The organism is Chromobacterium piscinae (genome assembly GCF_021129175.1).
Taxonomy (GTDB): domain Bacteria; phylum Pseudomonadota; class Gammaproteobacteria; order Burkholderiales; family Chromobacteriaceae; genus Chromobacterium; species Chromobacterium piscinae.
The window spans coordinates 17,118-32,918 of sequence record NZ_JAJOHV010000021.1 but is presented as its reverse complement, the minus strand read 5'-3'; the positions used below and the strand labels follow the sequence as shown (position 1 = coordinate 32,918).

The 15,801-nt window shown below is 60.6% G+C and carries 12 protein-coding genes; 10 read left to right on the top strand and 2 right to left on the bottom strand.

What is annotated here, in order from left to right; translation table 11 throughout:
- Position 1 precedes the first annotated feature (1 nt).
- Positions 2-2,800 (bottom strand): DNA polymerase I, encoded by a 2,799-nt coding sequence (gene polA / locus LQR33_RS07325; RefSeq protein WP_231468192.1) that lies wholly within the window; start codon positions 2,798-2,800, stop codon positions 2-4.
- A gap of 14 nt (positions 2,801-2,814) precedes the next feature.
- On the opposite strand from polA, the gene LQR33_RS07320 reads away from it, so the two are divergent.
- The 7 genes from LQR33_RS07320 (at position 2,815) to LQR33_RS07290 (ending at position 11,840) form a co-directional block, all read left to right on the top strand.
- Complete coding sequence (locus LQR33_RS07320; RefSeq protein ID WP_021476877.1) at positions 2,815-3,543, top strand: LOG family protein; 729 nt, start codon at positions 2,815-2,817, stop codon at positions 3,541-3,543.
- 206 nt (positions 3,544-3,749) lie between these two features.
- Positions 3,750-4,082 carry a DUF2782 domain-containing protein gene (locus LQR33_RS07315; protein WP_221667618.1) on the top strand — a complete coding sequence of 111 codons (333 nt, stop codon included), beginning with the start codon at positions 3,750-3,752 and terminating at the stop codon, positions 4,080-4,082.
- Between the two features lie 10 nt (positions 4,083-4,092).
- The gene (locus LQR33_RS07310; protein ID WP_166439419.1) at positions 4,093-5,034 is read left to right on the top strand and encodes a homoserine kinase; all 942 of its coding nucleotides are present in this window, start codon (positions 4,093-4,095) and stop codon (positions 5,032-5,034) included.
- A gap of 154 nt (positions 5,035-5,188) precedes the next feature.
- Positions 5,189-5,461, top strand: coding sequence for a hypothetical protein (locus LQR33_RS07305; RefSeq protein WP_205692480.1), 273 nt, complete (start codon positions 5,189-5,191; stop codon positions 5,459-5,461).
- Positions 5,462-5,757: 296 nt separating this feature from the next.
- The gene (locus LQR33_RS07300; RefSeq protein WP_231176922.1) at positions 5,758-8,613 is read left to right on the top strand and encodes a YjbH domain-containing protein; all 2,856 of its coding nucleotides are present in this window, start codon (positions 5,758-5,760) and stop codon (positions 8,611-8,613) included.
- A gap of 24 nt (positions 8,614-8,637) precedes the next feature.
- Positions 8,638-10,620, top strand: coding sequence for an SLBB domain-containing protein (locus LQR33_RS07295; RefSeq protein ID WP_221663981.1), 1,983 nt, complete (start codon positions 8,638-8,640; stop codon positions 10,618-10,620).
- 23 nt (positions 10,621-10,643) lie between these two features.
- The gene (locus tag LQR33_RS07290) at positions 10,644-11,840 is read left to right on the top strand and encodes a GumC family protein (RefSeq protein ID WP_231468190.1); all 1,197 of its coding nucleotides are present in this window, start codon (positions 10,644-10,646) and stop codon (positions 11,838-11,840) included.
- Between the two features lie 27 nt (positions 11,841-11,867).
- Here the strand turns inward: LQR33_RS07290 and LQR33_RS07285 are convergent, their stop codons facing one another.
- Positions 11,868-13,076: a multidrug effflux MFS transporter gene (locus LQR33_RS07285; protein WP_166439422.1), complete on the bottom strand. Its 1,209-nt coding sequence runs from the start codon at positions 13,074-13,076 to the stop codon at positions 11,868-11,870.
- A 186-nt stretch (positions 13,077-13,262) separates the two neighbouring features.
- Here LQR33_RS07285 and arsC point away from each other — a divergent pair, with 186 nt between their 5' ends.
- The 3 genes from arsC (at position 13,263) to LQR33_RS07270 (ending at position 15,800) form a co-directional block, all read left to right on the top strand.
- A complete protein-coding gene (gene arsC / locus LQR33_RS07280) occupies positions 13,263-13,613 on the top strand; it encodes an arsenate reductase (glutaredoxin) (RefSeq protein ID WP_166439423.1) in 351 nt (116 codons plus the stop codon).
- A 176-nt stretch (positions 13,614-13,789) separates the two neighbouring features.
- Entirely contained in the window at positions 13,790-14,290 is a 501-nt protein-coding gene (locus LQR33_RS07275) for a MarR family transcriptional regulator (protein WP_166439424.1), read from the top strand.
- Between the two features lie 94 nt (positions 14,291-14,384).
- On the top strand, positions 14,385-15,800 hold the full coding sequence (locus tag LQR33_RS07270; protein ID WP_231468189.1) for an efflux transporter outer membrane subunit: 1,416 nt from the start codon (positions 14,385-14,387) through the stop codon (positions 15,798-15,800).
- Position 15,801: the final 1 nt, after the last annotated feature.

The following is a 15,801-nucleotide window of genomic DNA, read 5'->3' as shown; positions in this document are numbered from 1 at the left end:
GTCAGTGCGCGGCTTCCCAGCTGTCGCCGGATCCCACCTCGGCCAACAGCGGCACCTTCAGTTCAGCCGCGCCGGCCATGATTTCCGGCAGACGGCGCTTGACCAGCTCCAGCTCGGCCTGCGGCACTTCCAGCACCAGTTCGTCGTGCACCTGCATGATCAGCTTGCTCTGCAAACCGTCGCGTTCCAGCCAAGCCTGCACCGCGATCATCGCCAGCTTGATCAGATCCGCTGCCGTGCCCTGCATCGGCGCGTTGATCGCCGCGCGCTCGGCGCCGGCGCGCCGACCCGGATTGGACAGCTTGATATCCGGCAGGTACAGCCGGCGGCCGAACACGGTTTCGACATAGCCCTGCTCGCGCGCCTTCTCGCGCGTGGTCTGCATATACTCGGCCACGCCCGGGTAGCGCATGAAGTAGCGATCGATGTACTGCTGGGCGGCGCTGCGCTCGATGTCCAGCTGAGCGGCCAAACCAAACGCGCTCATGCCGTAGATCAAGCCGAAGTTGATCGCCTTGGCGGCGCGGCGCTGGTCCGACGTGACCGCGCCGAGATCGACGCCGAACACCTCGGCCGCGGTGGCGCGGTGGATGTCCTCGCCGCTGGCGAACGCCTTCAGCATGCCTTCGTCGTCGGACAGGTGGGCCATGATTCGCAGCTCGATCTGCGAATAGTCGGCCGACACGATCTGCCAGCCGGCCGGCGCGATGAAGGCTTCGCGCACGCGGCGGCCCTCGGCGGTGCGCACCGGAATGTTTTGCAGATTGGGATCGTTGCTGGCCAGGCGGCCGGTGATCGCCACCGCCTGTGCATAAGTCGTGTGCACTCGACCGGTCTGTGGATAAATCAGCGTCGGCAGCTTGTCGGTATACGTGGACTTCAGCTTGGCCAGGCCGCGGTACTCCAGGATGCACTTCGGCAGCGGGTGATCCAGCGCCAGCTGTTCCAGCACCGACTCGTCGGTGGAATAACCGCCGCTCGGCGTTTTCTTGACGCCCTTGGTCGGGATCGCCAGCTTGCCGAACAGAATTTCCTGCAACTGCTTCGGCGAATTCAGGTTGAACGGCTGACTGGCAAGCTCATAGGCCCGCTGCTCCAGCTCCAGCATCTGGCTGCCCAGCTGGTGGCTTTGCGCGATCAGCTTGTCCCGGTCGATCAGCACGCCGTGGCGCTCCATCTTGAACAGCACTTCGGCCACCGGCAGCTCGATGTCGCGGTAGACCTTTTCCAGATCGCCGGACAGTTCGCCGGCGAAGTACTGGTTCAACCGCAACGTGATGTCGGCATCCTCGGCCGAATAGTTGGCGGCGATGTCGACGTCCACCTCGCCGAAACCGATCTGCTTGGCGCCCTTGCCGCAGATGTCCTCGTAGCTGACGGTGTTCTCGCCCAGGTGCCGGCGCGCCAGGTCGTCCATATTGTGCCGCTGGTGGCTCTCCAGCACGTAGGAAGCCAGCATCGAATCATCGGCGATGCCGCGCAGGGCGATGCCGTGGTTGGCCAGCACATGGCAATCGTATTTCAGGTTCTGACCGCACTTCTTCTGGCTTGCGTCCTCCAGCCACGGCTTGAGCTTGGCCAAAGCCGCGTCCAGCGGCAACTGCTCCGGCGCGCCGGCGTAGTGATGGTCCAGCGGCAGATAGGCGGCATGGCCGGCCTCCACCGAGAAGCTGACGCCGACGATGCGCGCCTGCATCGGATCCAGGCTGGTGGTTTCGGTATCGAACGACACCACCTGGGCCGCCGCCAGCTTGGCCAGCCAGGCGTCCAGCTGCGCGGCGGTGAGAATGGTTTCGTAATGGCGCGCCAGCGCGCCTTCTGCCGGCGCTGCCTTGTCCGACGGCGCGGCCGCCGGTTCGGCGAACATGTCGCCCTGGGCCTGATCGCCGCGCGGCGCGGCGGGCGCGTCCTCGCCGCGCTGGGCGACAGCCGGCATCTCAGAACCCTCGGTCACCTCACGGTAGAAGGTGCGGAAGCCCAGGTTCTGGAACAGCTCGGCCAGGCGCGGCTTATCCTTCCGGCCATGCTGCAGGCCCGGCAGGCCATGCGGCAGATCGGTCGCCAGGTTAACCTCGCAATCGATGGTGATCAGCCGTTTGCCCATCGGCAGCCAGTCCAACGCGGCGCGCAGATTCTCGCCCACCTTGCCGCCGACGCTATCAGCCTGGGCGACGATGGCGTCCAGGCTGCCGTATTCCTCCAGCCACTTGACCGCGGTCTTCGGCCCGCATTTGTCGACTCCGGGCACATTGTCGACCTTGTCGCCGATCAGGGTCAGGTAATCGATGATCCGGTTCGGCGGCACGCCGAACTTCTCCTTTACCCCGGCCTCGTCCAGCAGCTCGTTGGTCATGGTGTTGACCAGGGTGACGTCCGGCGTCACCAGCTGCGCCATGTCCTTGTCGCCGGTGGAGACGATCACCTTCATGCCGGCCGCCGCCCCCAGCCGCGCCAGCGTGCCGATCACATCGTCGGCCTCCACTCCCGGCACCACCAGCATCGGCCAGCCGGATGCTTGCACCACGTCGTGGACCGCCGTAATCTGGGAAGCAAGCTCCTCGGGCATCGACGGGCGATTGGCCTTGTATTCGGGGTACAGGTCATCGCGGAAGGTCTTGCCCTTCGCGTCGAAGACGCAGGCGCTATAATCGAATTCAACTTCTTTCTCCAGCCGCCTGAGCATGTTCACCATGCCATAGACAGCCCCCACCGGGCGGCCATCCGGGGAACGCAAATCGGGCATCGCGTGAAAGGCGCGGTACAAATAAGAAGAGCCGTCGATCAATAACAATGTTTTCATAAAGAGGCAGAAGTATGAGCTTGTCCGATAAGTTGCCGCAGACCAGTGACCGTCACGCCATGATGCAGCGCTTCCGTTCCCGCGAGGCCTGGCACGTGATGAAGATATTGTCGGAGTTTGTCGAGTCGGCCGAGGAACTGCAAGGCATTACCCCGGCGGTGAGCATATTCGGCAGCGCGCGCACGCCGCGCGATCACAAATACTACAAATTGACCGAGGACGTGGCGCGGCGTCTGTCCGACTCCGGCTTCTCGGTGATATCCGGCGGCGGCCCCGGCATCATGGAAGCCGCCAACAAGGGGGCATTTTACGGCAGAAGTCCGTCAGTGGCGCTCAACATCGTGCTGCCGCACGAACAAAAACCGAACGACTACCAGGACCTGTCGGTCAAATTCAACCACTTCTTCAGCCGCAAGGTGATGTTCGTCAAGCACGCCATCGCCTATGTGGTGATGCCCGGCGGCTTCGGCACGCTGGACGAAATGTTCGAGGCGCTGACGCTGATCCAGACCGGCAAGAGCCGCAAAATTCCCATCATCCTGTGCTGCAGCGAGTTCTGGACCGGCCTGCTGGACTGGGTGAAGGACCGTCTGGTCAGCGAAGGCATGATCAATCCGGACGACCTCAACCTGATCCAACTGATCGACGACCCGCAGCAGATCGTCGACACTATTTTCAAACACTACGAAACCCGCGGCTTCGACGCGCTGCCCGAAGAACGCGAACAACTGCTCAACCTGTAGCCTGCTTGCGGTCTTTTTCCGGCAAAGGCCGTTTTCCGCCCAACGCGGGGTTCTAAAACGCCCACCCGCAGTATCATAGGCCTCTGACGGAGCCACCTGCCGGCAAACAACCGCAGCCCAGCCATCAAAACCCGACGGCTGGGCTGCATCGCTGGCGACAAAGACCGTAAACAAACGCCAAGAATCGCATATGAAAAGGATAAACCATGCGCCGCCTCACCGCCCTGCTGCTCCTTCTGCCATTGGCCCCCGCCCTGGCCGCAGAAACGCCCACGACTCCGCCCAAGGCCGTGGTGCCCCCGCCGCCTGCGATCAGCCCGTCCAATGCGGCCGAACCGGAACCAGAAGTGCGCCTGATCCAAAAGGGCGATGAAAAGATCGAGGAGTACCGCCTGAACGGCCAGCTGTACATGGTCAAAGTCACGCCGGCCCACGGCGTGCCCTATTACCTGATAGACGACAATGGCTCCGGCAACATGCGACAGATCGACCCCGCCACCCGCATCGTGATCCCGCGCTGGGTTCTGGTTCGATTCTGACGGAGGCGGCATGTCGGTCTATACAACAGTCAGCCGAGAGTCGCTGCAACACTGGCTGCAAGGCTACGCGCTGGGGCAATTGCAGGAGCTTCAAGGCATCGCGGCGGGCATCACCAACACCAATTATTTCGTCACCACCACACATGGCCGCTACGTGTTGACGCTGTTCGAAACGCTGCATCTGGACGAGCTGCCCTACTACCTGACGCTGATGAGCCATCTGGCCAAGCACGGCGTCGCCTGCCCTGCGCCTGTCGCCGATCACACCGACCGCTTCGCGTCGACGCTGGCCGGCAAACCAGCCTGCCTGGTCAGTTGTCTGTCAGGAAAAGACGTCAGCCATCCCACCCCAGATCAATGCCGCGCGGTGGGCGAGATGCTGGCCCAGATGCATAAGGCCGGAGCCACCTTCCCGCTGCAAATGAAGAATCCACGCGGCCCGCGCTGGTGGAGCCGGACTGCCCAGCAGCTGTACTCGCAGCTGCCAGCCGAGCAAGCCGCGCTGCTGAGCGAAGAAATCCAGTTCCAGGATGGACATCGCTTCGACCACCTGCCCAGCGGCGTGATCCACGCCGACCTGTTCCGCGATAATGTTTTGTTGGATGGAAGCCACATCAGCGGTTTCATCGACTTTTATTACGCCTGCAACGACATCCTGCTGTACGACGTTGCCATCGCGATCAACGACTGGGCGAGGCTAGACGACGGCGAGCTCGATGGCGGACTAGCGAAAGCCTTTCTCGCAGGCTATCAATCGGAAAGGCCGCTTGAAGCTGCCGAACGCGATTGCTGGCCTGTCATGCTGAGAGCAGCCGCGCTGCGCTTCTGGGTATCCCGCCTGCAAGACCTCTATCAGCCGGCGAGCGGCGAGCTCACCTACACCAAGGATCCGGCCGTGTTCCAGAACCTGTTGCTGGACCACCGCCGCAGGCAGGACTTCTGGTTGGATTAACACTGTCCGAAGGCCGTGTTGTGCGAGTCGGGCCAGGGATTCACGATAATGTCATCAGGCTTATCTTGAAAATTGTGAGAATTCACATATCATCAAAGACGAGTAGTAGCTTGTTTCTGATTCCCGTGGTTCAACTTGAGCAAAGGATTCACCCATGCTGCTGAAAAAAATCGCCATTTTTGCCCTCGCCTCCATGCTGGCCACCTCGGCCTTCGCCGCTGAGGAAGCTGCCGCGACTTCCGCTGCAGGCTCGTCGGCTGCAGGCACTACCAGCGCCGCCGCCGCAGGCGCTGCCGGTACCACTGCCGGCATCGCCGGCCTGAGCGTAGGCACCATCGCGGCCATCGGCGCAGCTGTCGCCGCAGCTGTCGCTGTGTCGAGCAACAGCAATTCTTCTTCGTCCCACTCGGCAGCAACCCACCACTAAAACTAAGCAGCTGCACTTTGCTACAGGCCAAGTGAAACGACTTGAGCAAAGTCGAATCACTTGGCTTGGCTGTTGCTATAGCTAGCTTTCGACGCTTTACATACGCAGTGATATTTTGCCACAAATAATGACAAACGCATTAAAAATAAAGGCAAAATAACTTTTTGAGCTATTCGCAACTCAATAACTTAAAACCTACACCTACAGCTTTGATTGCATCAGGGGGCGCCTGTCGGCGTGCATACAGATTAAGTGTAGCGGCGGCATCAGCTACACCCGAGTTTGGGCTGCGGTAAATGCATAATAAATCCAGGTTTTATCTGGTTACGGGGGCTTTTTGGGGAGGACTGCCGTTTTTCCTCGCCTGCAACGCGCTTGCCCAGCCATCGCTAACAGGGCAAATAGGCTATATCAACATGCCATCAGCCAGAGTTGGCGAGGACGGTACGTTCAGTCTTGGCTATGGCTATGACAAGCCTTACGGCATTCTCTGGACCTCGACCACAGTTCTGCCCTGGCTTGAGGTGTCAGGCCGCTACACATCCATTGCCGGCGTGTCAGGCTTTTCCGACCCGCAATATGGCAGCGGCTATGGCCGCTACAAGGATAAGGCCATCGATTTGAAATTCCGACTGCTGGAAGAGTCATCTTTCCTGCCGGAAATTTCTTTTGGCACGACAGACGTCCAGGGAAACCGGCTCTGGAAAGGACACTACCTGGTAGCAAGCAAAAACGTGTTGCCAGGACTAGAAGCCTCATTGGGCATGGGTACAGGTCGCATTCAAGGTGCCTTTGGCGGCATCCGTTTCACACCGTCCATCCTGCCTAATTGGTCGCTGGTTGCGGAATATGACGCCAACGACTATCGAGCCGATCCATTCGCCGGACAAACATTCACCGCGCAAAGAGACAAAGGACCTGCGATTGGAGTGGAATACCAATGGGGTTGGCTTGGGCTTCAAGTAGCACGGCAAAAGACCCACTCCAGCATCAATGCCAAGATAGATATTCCACTGAACCTAAAGGAATTTGTTCCCAAAATACAGGAACCCGCCTATTACACCGGCGCGCCGGATCTTCCAAGCAGGCCGACGCTTAGCCAATGGCAAAACGATCCGGATAGGGCCAGGGCCCTGGCCACTGCGCTCGGCAAGCAGGAGTTCAAAAACATCCGCATCGCGATGCAACGCGACAACCTGGTCATGGAACTGGGCAACAGCCGCATTTCCAACGTCGGCAGAGCAGTCGGCCGGGCCGTGCGCACCGCGCTGTATTTCGCTCCGCTGGAAACGCGGGAAATCAAAGTGGTCTACACCGAGCTGGAACAGCCGGTCGCCACTTACAGCTTCTACGACCTGTCGACACTCAATGACTATCTGCTGGGCAAGGCCAGCCGCGATCGCTTCCTGCAAACCGTCAACATCAAATCCGGACGAGATGAGGAAGTGAAGCCTCTGGACAGCAGGACTCTGGCGCTAACACTTCGCGAAGGCATAAACGTCAACCTGCTGACCAATCAGGAAGGCGATCTGATACAGGTCACCAGCGACGACACCGAGGACAACCGCTTCCATTTCGCCCCCAAAATGGGCGTCTACTTCAATGACCCCAGCGGCGCGTTCCACTACGACATCATGGCCGAGGCCACGTACAAACGCCGCCTGGGCAAGGGGCTGTACTTGGACAGCGCCCTGAGCGCCGATTTGTACAACACCATCACCGAAGTAAGGCAGTCTTCCAATAGCCTGCTGCCGCACGTCCGCTCAGACATCGCAGATTACAAGCGCGTCAAATCCCCCAAACTCAACCGACTGTTGCTGAACCAATACTTGACCCTGTCACCGGACACATACGCCCGCCTATCTGCCGGTTTTTATGAAGAAATGTTTCGCGGCGCAGGCGGCCAGGTTCTGTATTACCCTGGCTTCAATAAAAACTGGGCGGTAGACCTGTCGGTGGATGCGCTGCAGCAACGCGATGTCAAAGGCTGGTTTGGCAAACGCGACTACCAGACCGTCACCGCATTGGCCTCGCTCCATTACAAACTACCGATGGGCGTCACGGCGACCATGCGCGCCGGCCGTTTCCTGGCTAAAGACGATGGCGTGCGACTGGAACTCAAGCGCCGATTCCGCTCCGGCATCGAAGCCGGGTTCTGGTACACCAAAACCAATGGCAATGACATCACCAACCCCGGCAGTCCGGCCAAGCCCTACAACGACAAGGGCATGTTCCTGTCGATTCCACTCAACAGCCTGCTGACTTTCGACAGCCGCACCACGGGCGATTTCTCCCTGTCGCCATGGACGCGGGACGTCGGCCAAATGGTCATGACGCCGGGTGACCTTTACGAAATCCTCAACGATCCCAAGCGCGACATCGACAACTACGACGGACTTGGAAACTTCGCGGAACGGCCCGACGAGCAAAGCCTGCCTCAGGTCACGCCGCCGCTGCCTAGCTATCATCCCTGGCCGATGATACGCCTGCGCCTTGAAGACAGCGGCAACCGCTGGCTGGAGCTGGATGACAAAGCGGCGGCGCTGATGGCCGCGTCCGTCGCCACCCTGGCAGCAACGGGATTGGATCGACCAGCGGATCGATTCTTCGACAGGCACCAGAGCAACCGACTGATACGCAATTGGGGCACGCTGGGCAAGGATTTGCCAATCGCCGCGGCAGCCCTGTCAGGAGCGGCCTTCGCGCTGGGCGACGACAGGCTGAGCAACACCGGTTTGATCGCGCTGGAGTCCAGCATCGCGGCGGTTGCCGGCAATTCGATGCTGAAATTGGCGGTCAACCGCGCCCGCCCGGGCAGCGGCGGCGACAGCACATGGCGCTCTCAGGACACAGGACAGTCGAGACTACAAAGCAGCTTCACCTCCAACCACTCAGCCGTACTGTTCGCATCCGTCACGCCTTTCGCCAAAGAATACGATCAGCCTTGGCTATACGGCGTGGCCGCGCTAGGCGCAGCCGGCCGCATGGCCAGCCGCGATCACTGGCTGTCCGATGTCACGGCAGGCGGCCTGCTTGGCTACGCGATGGGCAGTTGGCTGTGGCAAGCCCAGCGCAATGACAGCCGATACCGCAGCAGCCTGATAGCCACGCCCAAACAACTGGGCATGCAAATAGATGTTCCCCTCCGATAAGTCTGAACAATAGGAATCTCGACCATGACTGCGCGTCTCCTAAAATCGAGTGGCAAAACCCTGTTGGCTCTCTGCTTGCTGAGCGGCAGCGTCAACCTCCATGCGGCCGGATCCGGTACGGTCAACTATCCGAACCCCAGCATGCCCAACTACGAGACAGACAACGCCAACGGCCTGCCGTCCATAAACAGCCTGCCATCCATAAACAGCCTCCCCAGCTCAAACCAGGCAGCTGATAGGAAAACCGGCGACAACCGCCCACCATCCCTATCTGGCTATGGGCAAGCCAGCTATCCTCAACAGAACGGCCAATCCTGGCGTCTGCTAGACCAAAATGACTATGTGATCAACCCTCTCGACGGCAAACCCAAGCTTCCTCCGTTCACTGATTATGTTCGGAAAGCCACGGAACAGACACTGCCGCTATTCGGCAGCCGTTTGTTCCGCAATCCGGCCAACGCCTTCGAAGCGCCGGACGGCGTGCAGGTCAATCCGGACTATGTGATCGGCAGCGGCGACCAATTGCAGGTCAAAGGCTGGGGCATGGTGGATATCGATCTAACCGTGACGGTCGATCGCAACGGCGCGATTTACCTCCCGCGGGTAGGCAGCGTTGCCGTGGCGGGCTTGCGCTACCAGGATCTTCAGGCGACGTTGAAAAAGAGCGTCAGCCGCGTCTTCAATAATTTCGACCTCAGCGTCAGCCTGCTGCAAAGTCGGGCGGTTCAAGTCTATGTCGTCGGCCATGCGCGCCAGCCAGGCAGCTATACGCTGAATGCGATGAGCACCCTATTCAACGCCGTACTGAAGGCGGGAGGGCCAGACGACAGCGGCAGCCTGCGCAACGTGACGCTGCTGCGCGGCGGCCGCGCAGTGTCCAAAGTCGACCTGTACGGCATCCTAGTGAACGGCGACAAGTCCACCGATCAGACCTTGCGCGACGGCGACGTGATCCAGATTCCCTCCGCCGGTCCGCGCGTCGCGCTGTTGGGCGACGTCAAGACACCGGCCATCTACGAATTTCGCCCCGGGGAGACCGCCGGCGACCTGCTGCATTGGGCCGGTGGCCTGGAGTCCGCTGCCGAAGGCAAAGAGTTGCTGCTGGAAAAAAGCGTAAACAACCGCTTCGTCAATTTGGTTCGCAACCAGAACTCCACCCAAAGCCTGAGCGCCATCGCCCTCAGCGCGGGAGACATCTTCCGCCTACATGTCCCGGGGGCACAAGCAGTTGGCGTGCTGAGAGGGGATGAGTTCGTCACTGTCGGCGGGGAGGTCAAACAAACCGGAACCTTCCAGATCCGCCGTGGCGAAACGCTGCGCCAGCTGATCATGCGATTGGGCGGTGTGGATGAAGACGGCTATACCTTCGCGACCATTCTCAAACGGGAAAGCATACGCCAAATGCAGCAACAAAAGCTGGATGAGGTTGCCACGCGATTTGAAAGAGAGCTGGAACAAAACGCATCAATGAAACTCGCCAAGCTCACTGACAAGGACACCATCGCCGCCGTCAATGCCGAAGTCGAAGGCCAACGCCAAATTGCGAAAAAAATGCGCGCGATCAAATCGGAAGGCCGCGTGGTGCTGGAATTGAAAGACGCAGACGCACAAACCAAAGACCTACCCGATCTGGAACTGCAGGATGGCGACCAAATCGAAATCCCCCGTCGCCCGGGTACCGTCTACGTGCTGGGCGCCGTCTACCAGAATAATGCCTTCATCTACCGCTCACAGCGATCGGTCGGCGATTACCTATCGCTCGCAGGAGGCGTGACAAACTCCGGCGATAAATCGTCCACTTATGTATTGCGCGCCGACGGAACTGTCGCCAGCAGCGACAGCGGGGGCTGGTTCTCCGGCGTCAGCGGCAAACGTGTCAATCCGGGCGACACCATCGTGGTTCCAGAAGAGCTCAACACCGGTAGTTGGACCCAATCCCTGAAGGAGTGGACAAGCATTCTGTACCAGTTTGGCCTTGGCGCTGCCGGCTTAAAGGTATTGAAATAAGTTCAAATATCCAGCATGAGGGAATGAAAATGACGAGCCAGACTAATACCCCCCAGGCCAGTGATGAAATCGACCTGCTGGCACTGCTGTCAACGCTGCAGAAATACAAGCGTTGGATCGCCATCAGCACCGTACTGTTCGGCAGCGCCGCATTAGCCTACTGCTTGCTAACCAAACCCATCTTTACCGCCACTAGCTCCATCATGCCTCCTCAGCAGCAAAACAATGGCATGAACGCCCTGCTGGGACAATTGGGCGGACTGGCGGGCATGGCCGGAGTCGGAGGAATCAGCAGTTTAAAAAACCCCAATGACCTCTACATTGGCATGCTGCAAAGCCGCACCGTTGCCGATCGCCTGATCAGACGCTTTCAATTGAAGGAGCGTTATCAGCAGGAAACTCTGGATGGGACCCGTAGAGTCCTAAAAAGCCGAACAGTGATCATCAACGGCAAAGATGGACTGATCAACATCAATGTCGATGATACTGATACAAACTTCGCAGCCCAACTCGCCAATGCCTACATCGACGAATTGAAACAACTTAATCAGGTTCTAGCCATGACGGATGCAGCCAAACGGCGGCTATTTTTCGAGCAACAATTGAAGCAAACCAAAGAGCAATTGACCAACGCGGAAACCGCCTTGCGCCAAACCCAGGAAAAAACCGGCCTGATCCAACCGGAAGGCCAGCTGCCCGCCATTGTCGGCTCAGTGACTCAGCTGCGCGCCAGCATCGCCGCCAAGGAGGTTCAACTGGAGGCGATGCGCAGCTACGCCACGCAGCAAAATCCGCTATATATCCGCACGGAGCAGGAGTTAAGCGGGCTGCGTGAGCAACTGACAAAACTGGAAACCGGAAGAGAAGGCCGCGGTGACCTGATGGTCCCCACCGGCAAAGTCGCGCAAAGCGGCCTGGAGTACCTGCGCAGCCTGAGAGAAGTTAAATATCAGGAAACCATTTTCGAACTCTTGGCCAAGCAATACGAACTAGCCAAGATAGACGAAGCCAAGGATTCGTCACTGATCCAGGTATTGGATAGCGCCGTCCCCCCGGAACTGAAAAGCAAGCCCAGCCGCAGCCTGATCATGGTCGCAGGGCTTCTGCTAGGCTTTCTGTTCGGCGCCTTGAGCTCCTTGCTGCACGCCAAGCTCTTCGATAAACAAGCGCTCAAAAGACTGGAACCAACCCCTTCTCTCGCCCTGCGCAACGAGCACTGAGAAGCGCAACCAATCTTTCCTGTCGGCTCACGCCCTCTCCGCGGCCTGAATCCGCCGCCGGTATCCCATCCGGCAGATGAAGCCCAATACCAGCAACAGATTCATCACCAGGGCCAGCCTCAAGGGGCTGGCCCAGGCTAGCGGCGCGACCACGCCGGCCACTAAGCTGGATACCATGGTCTGGCAGAAGCCCTGCAGCGACGATGCGGTCCCGCGTAACTCCGGAAACTGATCCATCAGGTTCAGCGTGATCGATGGCGCGGCCAGCGACATGCCCGTGGTGTACAACGCCAGCGGCAGCACCGCCCACGGCAGCGTCTGTTCGGGAGCCAGCAGGTTGTACCCTAGATTGGCCAGCGCCGCGGCAAACATCAGCCAGTAGGCGCGCGTCACCACCTCCCGCGACGAGAAATGCCCGGCCATACGCCCCGACAGGTAAGCGCCGAACATGATCCCCGACACCGCGGGCCCGAACAGCCACAGGAACTCAGACGGCCCCAGATGCAAATGCTGCATCAGGAACACCGGCGCCGAAGGCACGTACAGGAAAAAACCGGCGAAATTGAACGACACCGCCGCGGTCAGCAACTGGAAATTGATCGTGCGCCCCACTCTCCAATAACTGGCTAGCAGCGGGCGCGGATGCAAGGGCTGCCGCGCCGCCTTCGGATGGGTCTCCGGCAGGCCGAACCAGCACAGCGCGAACAGCGCGAAGCCGATCAGCGCCATGAACGCGAAAATGGAATGCCAGCCGAAAGCGCCGAACAGCCAACCGCCCACCACCGGCGCGATCGCCGGGGACAAGGAAAACAGCATGGTCACCTGCGACATCAGCCGCTGTGCCGCCGCGCCCTCCAGCCGGTCGCGGATGATGGCTCGACCGACCACCAGGCCGGCGCCGCCGCACAGCCCCTGCAGCGCGCGGAACAGCAACAACGAGCCCAGGGTATCCGACATCGCGCAGCCGACCGAAGCCAGGCCGAACAACAGCGTGGTCGCCAGGATCACCGGCCGACGGCCAACCGCGTCGGAAATCGAGCCATGCCACAGCATCATCAACGCGTAGCAGAACAGATAGACCGTCAGCGCCTGCTGCATCTCCAGCGGCGACGCGGACAGCGAAGAACCGATGGCCCGCATGGCCGGCAGGAAGGTGTCGATGGAAAACGGGCCCAGGGTGGACAAGCCAGCCAGCAGCACGGCCAAGCCGAAGTGAGTGCGGGAAGTGCGGGACATGACGTAAGAATCTCGGATAATGTTCGAATGTTAACGGTTGATGCCGCACTTGCCAAACCCAGTCGGGAAACTTGGCAGGCTGGCGCTTTCATGCCACGATGCGCGCCCCCTTCCCAACCCACCTGCAGCGGGTTATGCTGCCCATCATGCCGCAGCAGCCCGGATCAACGATAAGGGAGAAGCCACATGATCCGTCTCTATCACAATCCCAAGTGCTCGAAATCCCGCGCCGCCCTCAGCTTGCTGGAGGAAGCCGGCGCTCAGATCGAAGTCGTCGAATATCTTAAGCATCCCCCCAGCTATGAAGAGTTAGACCAGCTGTTGGGCATGCTGGGCCTGGAGCCTCGCGAACTGATGCGCCAGAAAGAGGAAGAATACGCCGACCTCTATCTGGACGACATCACGCTGGAGCGCAAGCACCTGATCGCCGCGATGGTGGACAATCCCAACCTGATCGAGCGCCCCATCGCAATCGCCGGCAGCCGCGCCGTGATCGGCCGCCCGCCGGAGCAAGTCCTTAAGCTGCTAAGCGAGTAAATCCGCAGTCCAAACCACGGCGGCGCTCCCGATCGCCGCCGCTCGCCTTTTCCCCTCGTCGTTCCGCCCCGCCCCCCATCAAGCTCATTGTCATTTCACCACACTTCACTCTTCCAATTCATTAACAAGGTTATTATTACTTGAAAAATAATACCGTGCGTTACTAAAATAGCCGCATGAGTCCAAACAAGTCCTTTTCCCAGTTGGAGCAAGCGATCAACCGCGTCGAGGCTCGCTTCCCCGGCGTGCCCCGCCAGGAAGTGATCCTGACCCGTCTGATCTTCCACATCGTGCCGCGGCTGACCTCCCATCTATGCGAGTCCCTGAGGCAACATGGCCTGAACGAGACGGTGTGGATGGCGCTGCTGGCCTTGTACGCCTGTCCGAACCAGATGCTGAATCCATCGGATATCAGCGAAACGCTGGATTCCTCGCGCACCAACGCCACCCGCATCGCGGACGAGCTGGTGAAGAACGGCTGGGCCGCCCGCTCGGCCAGCGCCGAGGACAGACGCAAGATCGTCCTGGAGCTGACCCCCGCCGGCGTGGCGCTGGTGGAAGGCCTGCTGCCCTACTCGCGCGAAATCCATCGCTCGCTGTGGACGGACTTCGACGCCGATGAGAAAGCCGAACTGGAACGGCTGATGCGCAAGCTGCTGAGCAAGCTCGGCGGCTGAGCCCGCGCTTTTTCGCTCACATAATAACTTGGGTGATTATCTACTGGATTAATCAGCCCCGGACCGACACGCATCATTGATGGAGACCGACAAGGTGAACAAGAAATCCTGGCCACAAGCCGCCGGGGTGTTGCTGATCAGCGCCGTGCTGAGCGGCTGCGCCAGCTTCGGCCCAGACGCCGCCCCCGACCAGATGGTGGGCGCCGACCAGCTCAAGCTGGCCGTCGCCGGCCAGCAGAACATCCGCGCCGATTGGTGGCGCCAATTGAACGACTCCGAGCTCGACCGCCTGGTGGAGGCGACGCTGAAAGATTCGCCGTCGCTGAAGCTGGCCGACGCGCGCCTGCGCCAGGCGCGCGCCGCCGTCGGCATCGTGGAAAGCAAGGACGGCCCGCAGCTGGACGCGCTGGCCAACGCCGTGCAGATCCACGCCGACCCGCTCAAGGCCATCCCGCACAATGACAAGGACTACATCAACGCCTACACCGCGGCGCTGATGGGCAGCTGGGAATTCGACTTCTGGGGCAAGAACCACTCCGCCGTCAGCGCCGCGCTCGGCCAACAGCAGGCCATCGCCTACGAAGGCCAGCAGACCCGACTGCTGCTGACCCAGGCCGTCGTCGCCCAATACACCCAGCTGCAACGCGGCCTGGCCCAATCCAAGCTGCTGTCCCAGCGCCTGGCCATCGCCCAGAGCCGCCAGAAGCTGACCCAGGCCCGCATCAACGCCGGCCTGCTGCCAGGCGACAACCAGCGCGGCAACGAAGTGTCGATCGAGCGCCTGCAGCAGCAGCAGAGCGCGCTGGACAACGACATCGCCCGCAGCCGCCACGCGCTGGCCGCGCTGACCGGCCAGGCGCCGCAACAGCAGGACGGCCTGAATCCCGGCCTGCTGGACGCCGCGCCGGAACCGGCGCTGGACAAGCTGGACGCCAACCTGCTGGGCCGCCGTCCCGACATCGCCGCCCAGCGCGCCCGCGTCGAATCGATGTCCGCTTCGGTCAAGGAAGCGCGCGCCGAGTTCTACCCCAACGTCAAGCTGACCGTGTTCGCCGGCCAGAGCTCGCTGCAAATGGACCAGCTGTGGAAGAGCGAATCGTCGCTGTGGGGCTTCATGCCGGCCATCAGCCTGCCGATCTTCCACTCCGGCCAGCTGCAGTCCAACCTGTCCAAACAACAGGCGGGATACGACATGGCGGTGCAGCAATACAACCAGGCGGTGTTCGACGCGCTCCGCGACGCCGCCGACGCGGTGTCCGGCTGGCAGAACAGCCAGCGCCAGCTGCGGCAGACCGAACGCGCGCTGCAAAGCAGCCGCAAAGCCAATGAATCGATGGCCTCCCGCCTGCGCGCCGGCCTGATCAACAAACTGTCGCTGCTGGACTCCCAGGATGCGCTGCTGAGCCAGCAATCCTCCAACATCGACGCCAAGGCCGCCAGCCGCCTGGCCTGGGCCACCCTGAACACCGCATTGGGCGGCGGTTTCGACAACCAGACCGCCACCCGCTAAG

What these genes read in the sequence shown, in the direction of transcription:
- LQR33_RS07320 (WP_021476877.1), top strand. Translation starts at nt 2,815, where the DNA reads ATGAGCTTGTCCGATAAGTTGCCGCAGACCAGTGACCGTCACGCCATG.
- arsC (WP_166439423.1), top strand. Translation starts at nt 13,263, where the DNA reads ATGATCCGTCTCTATCACAATCCCAAGTGCTCGAAATCCCGCGCCGCC.
- LQR33_RS07310 (WP_166439419.1), top strand. Translation starts at nt 4,093, where the DNA reads ATGTCGGTCTATACAACAGTCAGCCGAGAGTCGCTGCAACACTGGCTG.
- LQR33_RS07315 (WP_221667618.1), top strand. Translation starts at nt 3,750, where the DNA reads ATGCGCCGCCTCACCGCCCTGCTGCTCCTTCTGCCATTGGCCCCCGCC.
- LQR33_RS07285 (WP_166439422.1), bottom strand. Translation starts at nt 13,076, where the DNA reads ATGTCCCGCACTTCCCGCACTCACTTCGGCTTGGCCGTGCTGCTGGCT.
- LQR33_RS07275 (WP_166439424.1), top strand. Translation starts at nt 13,790, where the DNA reads ATGAGTCCAAACAAGTCCTTTTCCCAGTTGGAGCAAGCGATCAACCGC.
- LQR33_RS07290 (WP_231468190.1), top strand. Translation starts at nt 10,644, where the DNA reads ATGAAAATGACGAGCCAGACTAATACCCCCCAGGCCAGTGATGAAATC.
- LQR33_RS07305 (WP_205692480.1), top strand. Translation starts at nt 5,189, where the DNA reads ATGCTGCTGAAAAAAATCGCCATTTTTGCCCTCGCCTCCATGCTGGCC.
- LQR33_RS07295 (WP_221663981.1), top strand. Translation starts at nt 8,638, where the DNA reads ATGACTGCGCGTCTCCTAAAATCGAGTGGCAAAACCCTGTTGGCTCTC.
- LQR33_RS07300 (WP_231176922.1), top strand. Translation starts at nt 5,758, where the DNA reads ATGCATAATAAATCCAGGTTTTATCTGGTTACGGGGGCTTTTTGGGGA.
- polA (WP_231468192.1), bottom strand. Translation starts at nt 2,800, where the DNA reads ATGAAAACATTGTTATTGATCGACGGCTCTTCTTATTTGTACCGCGCC.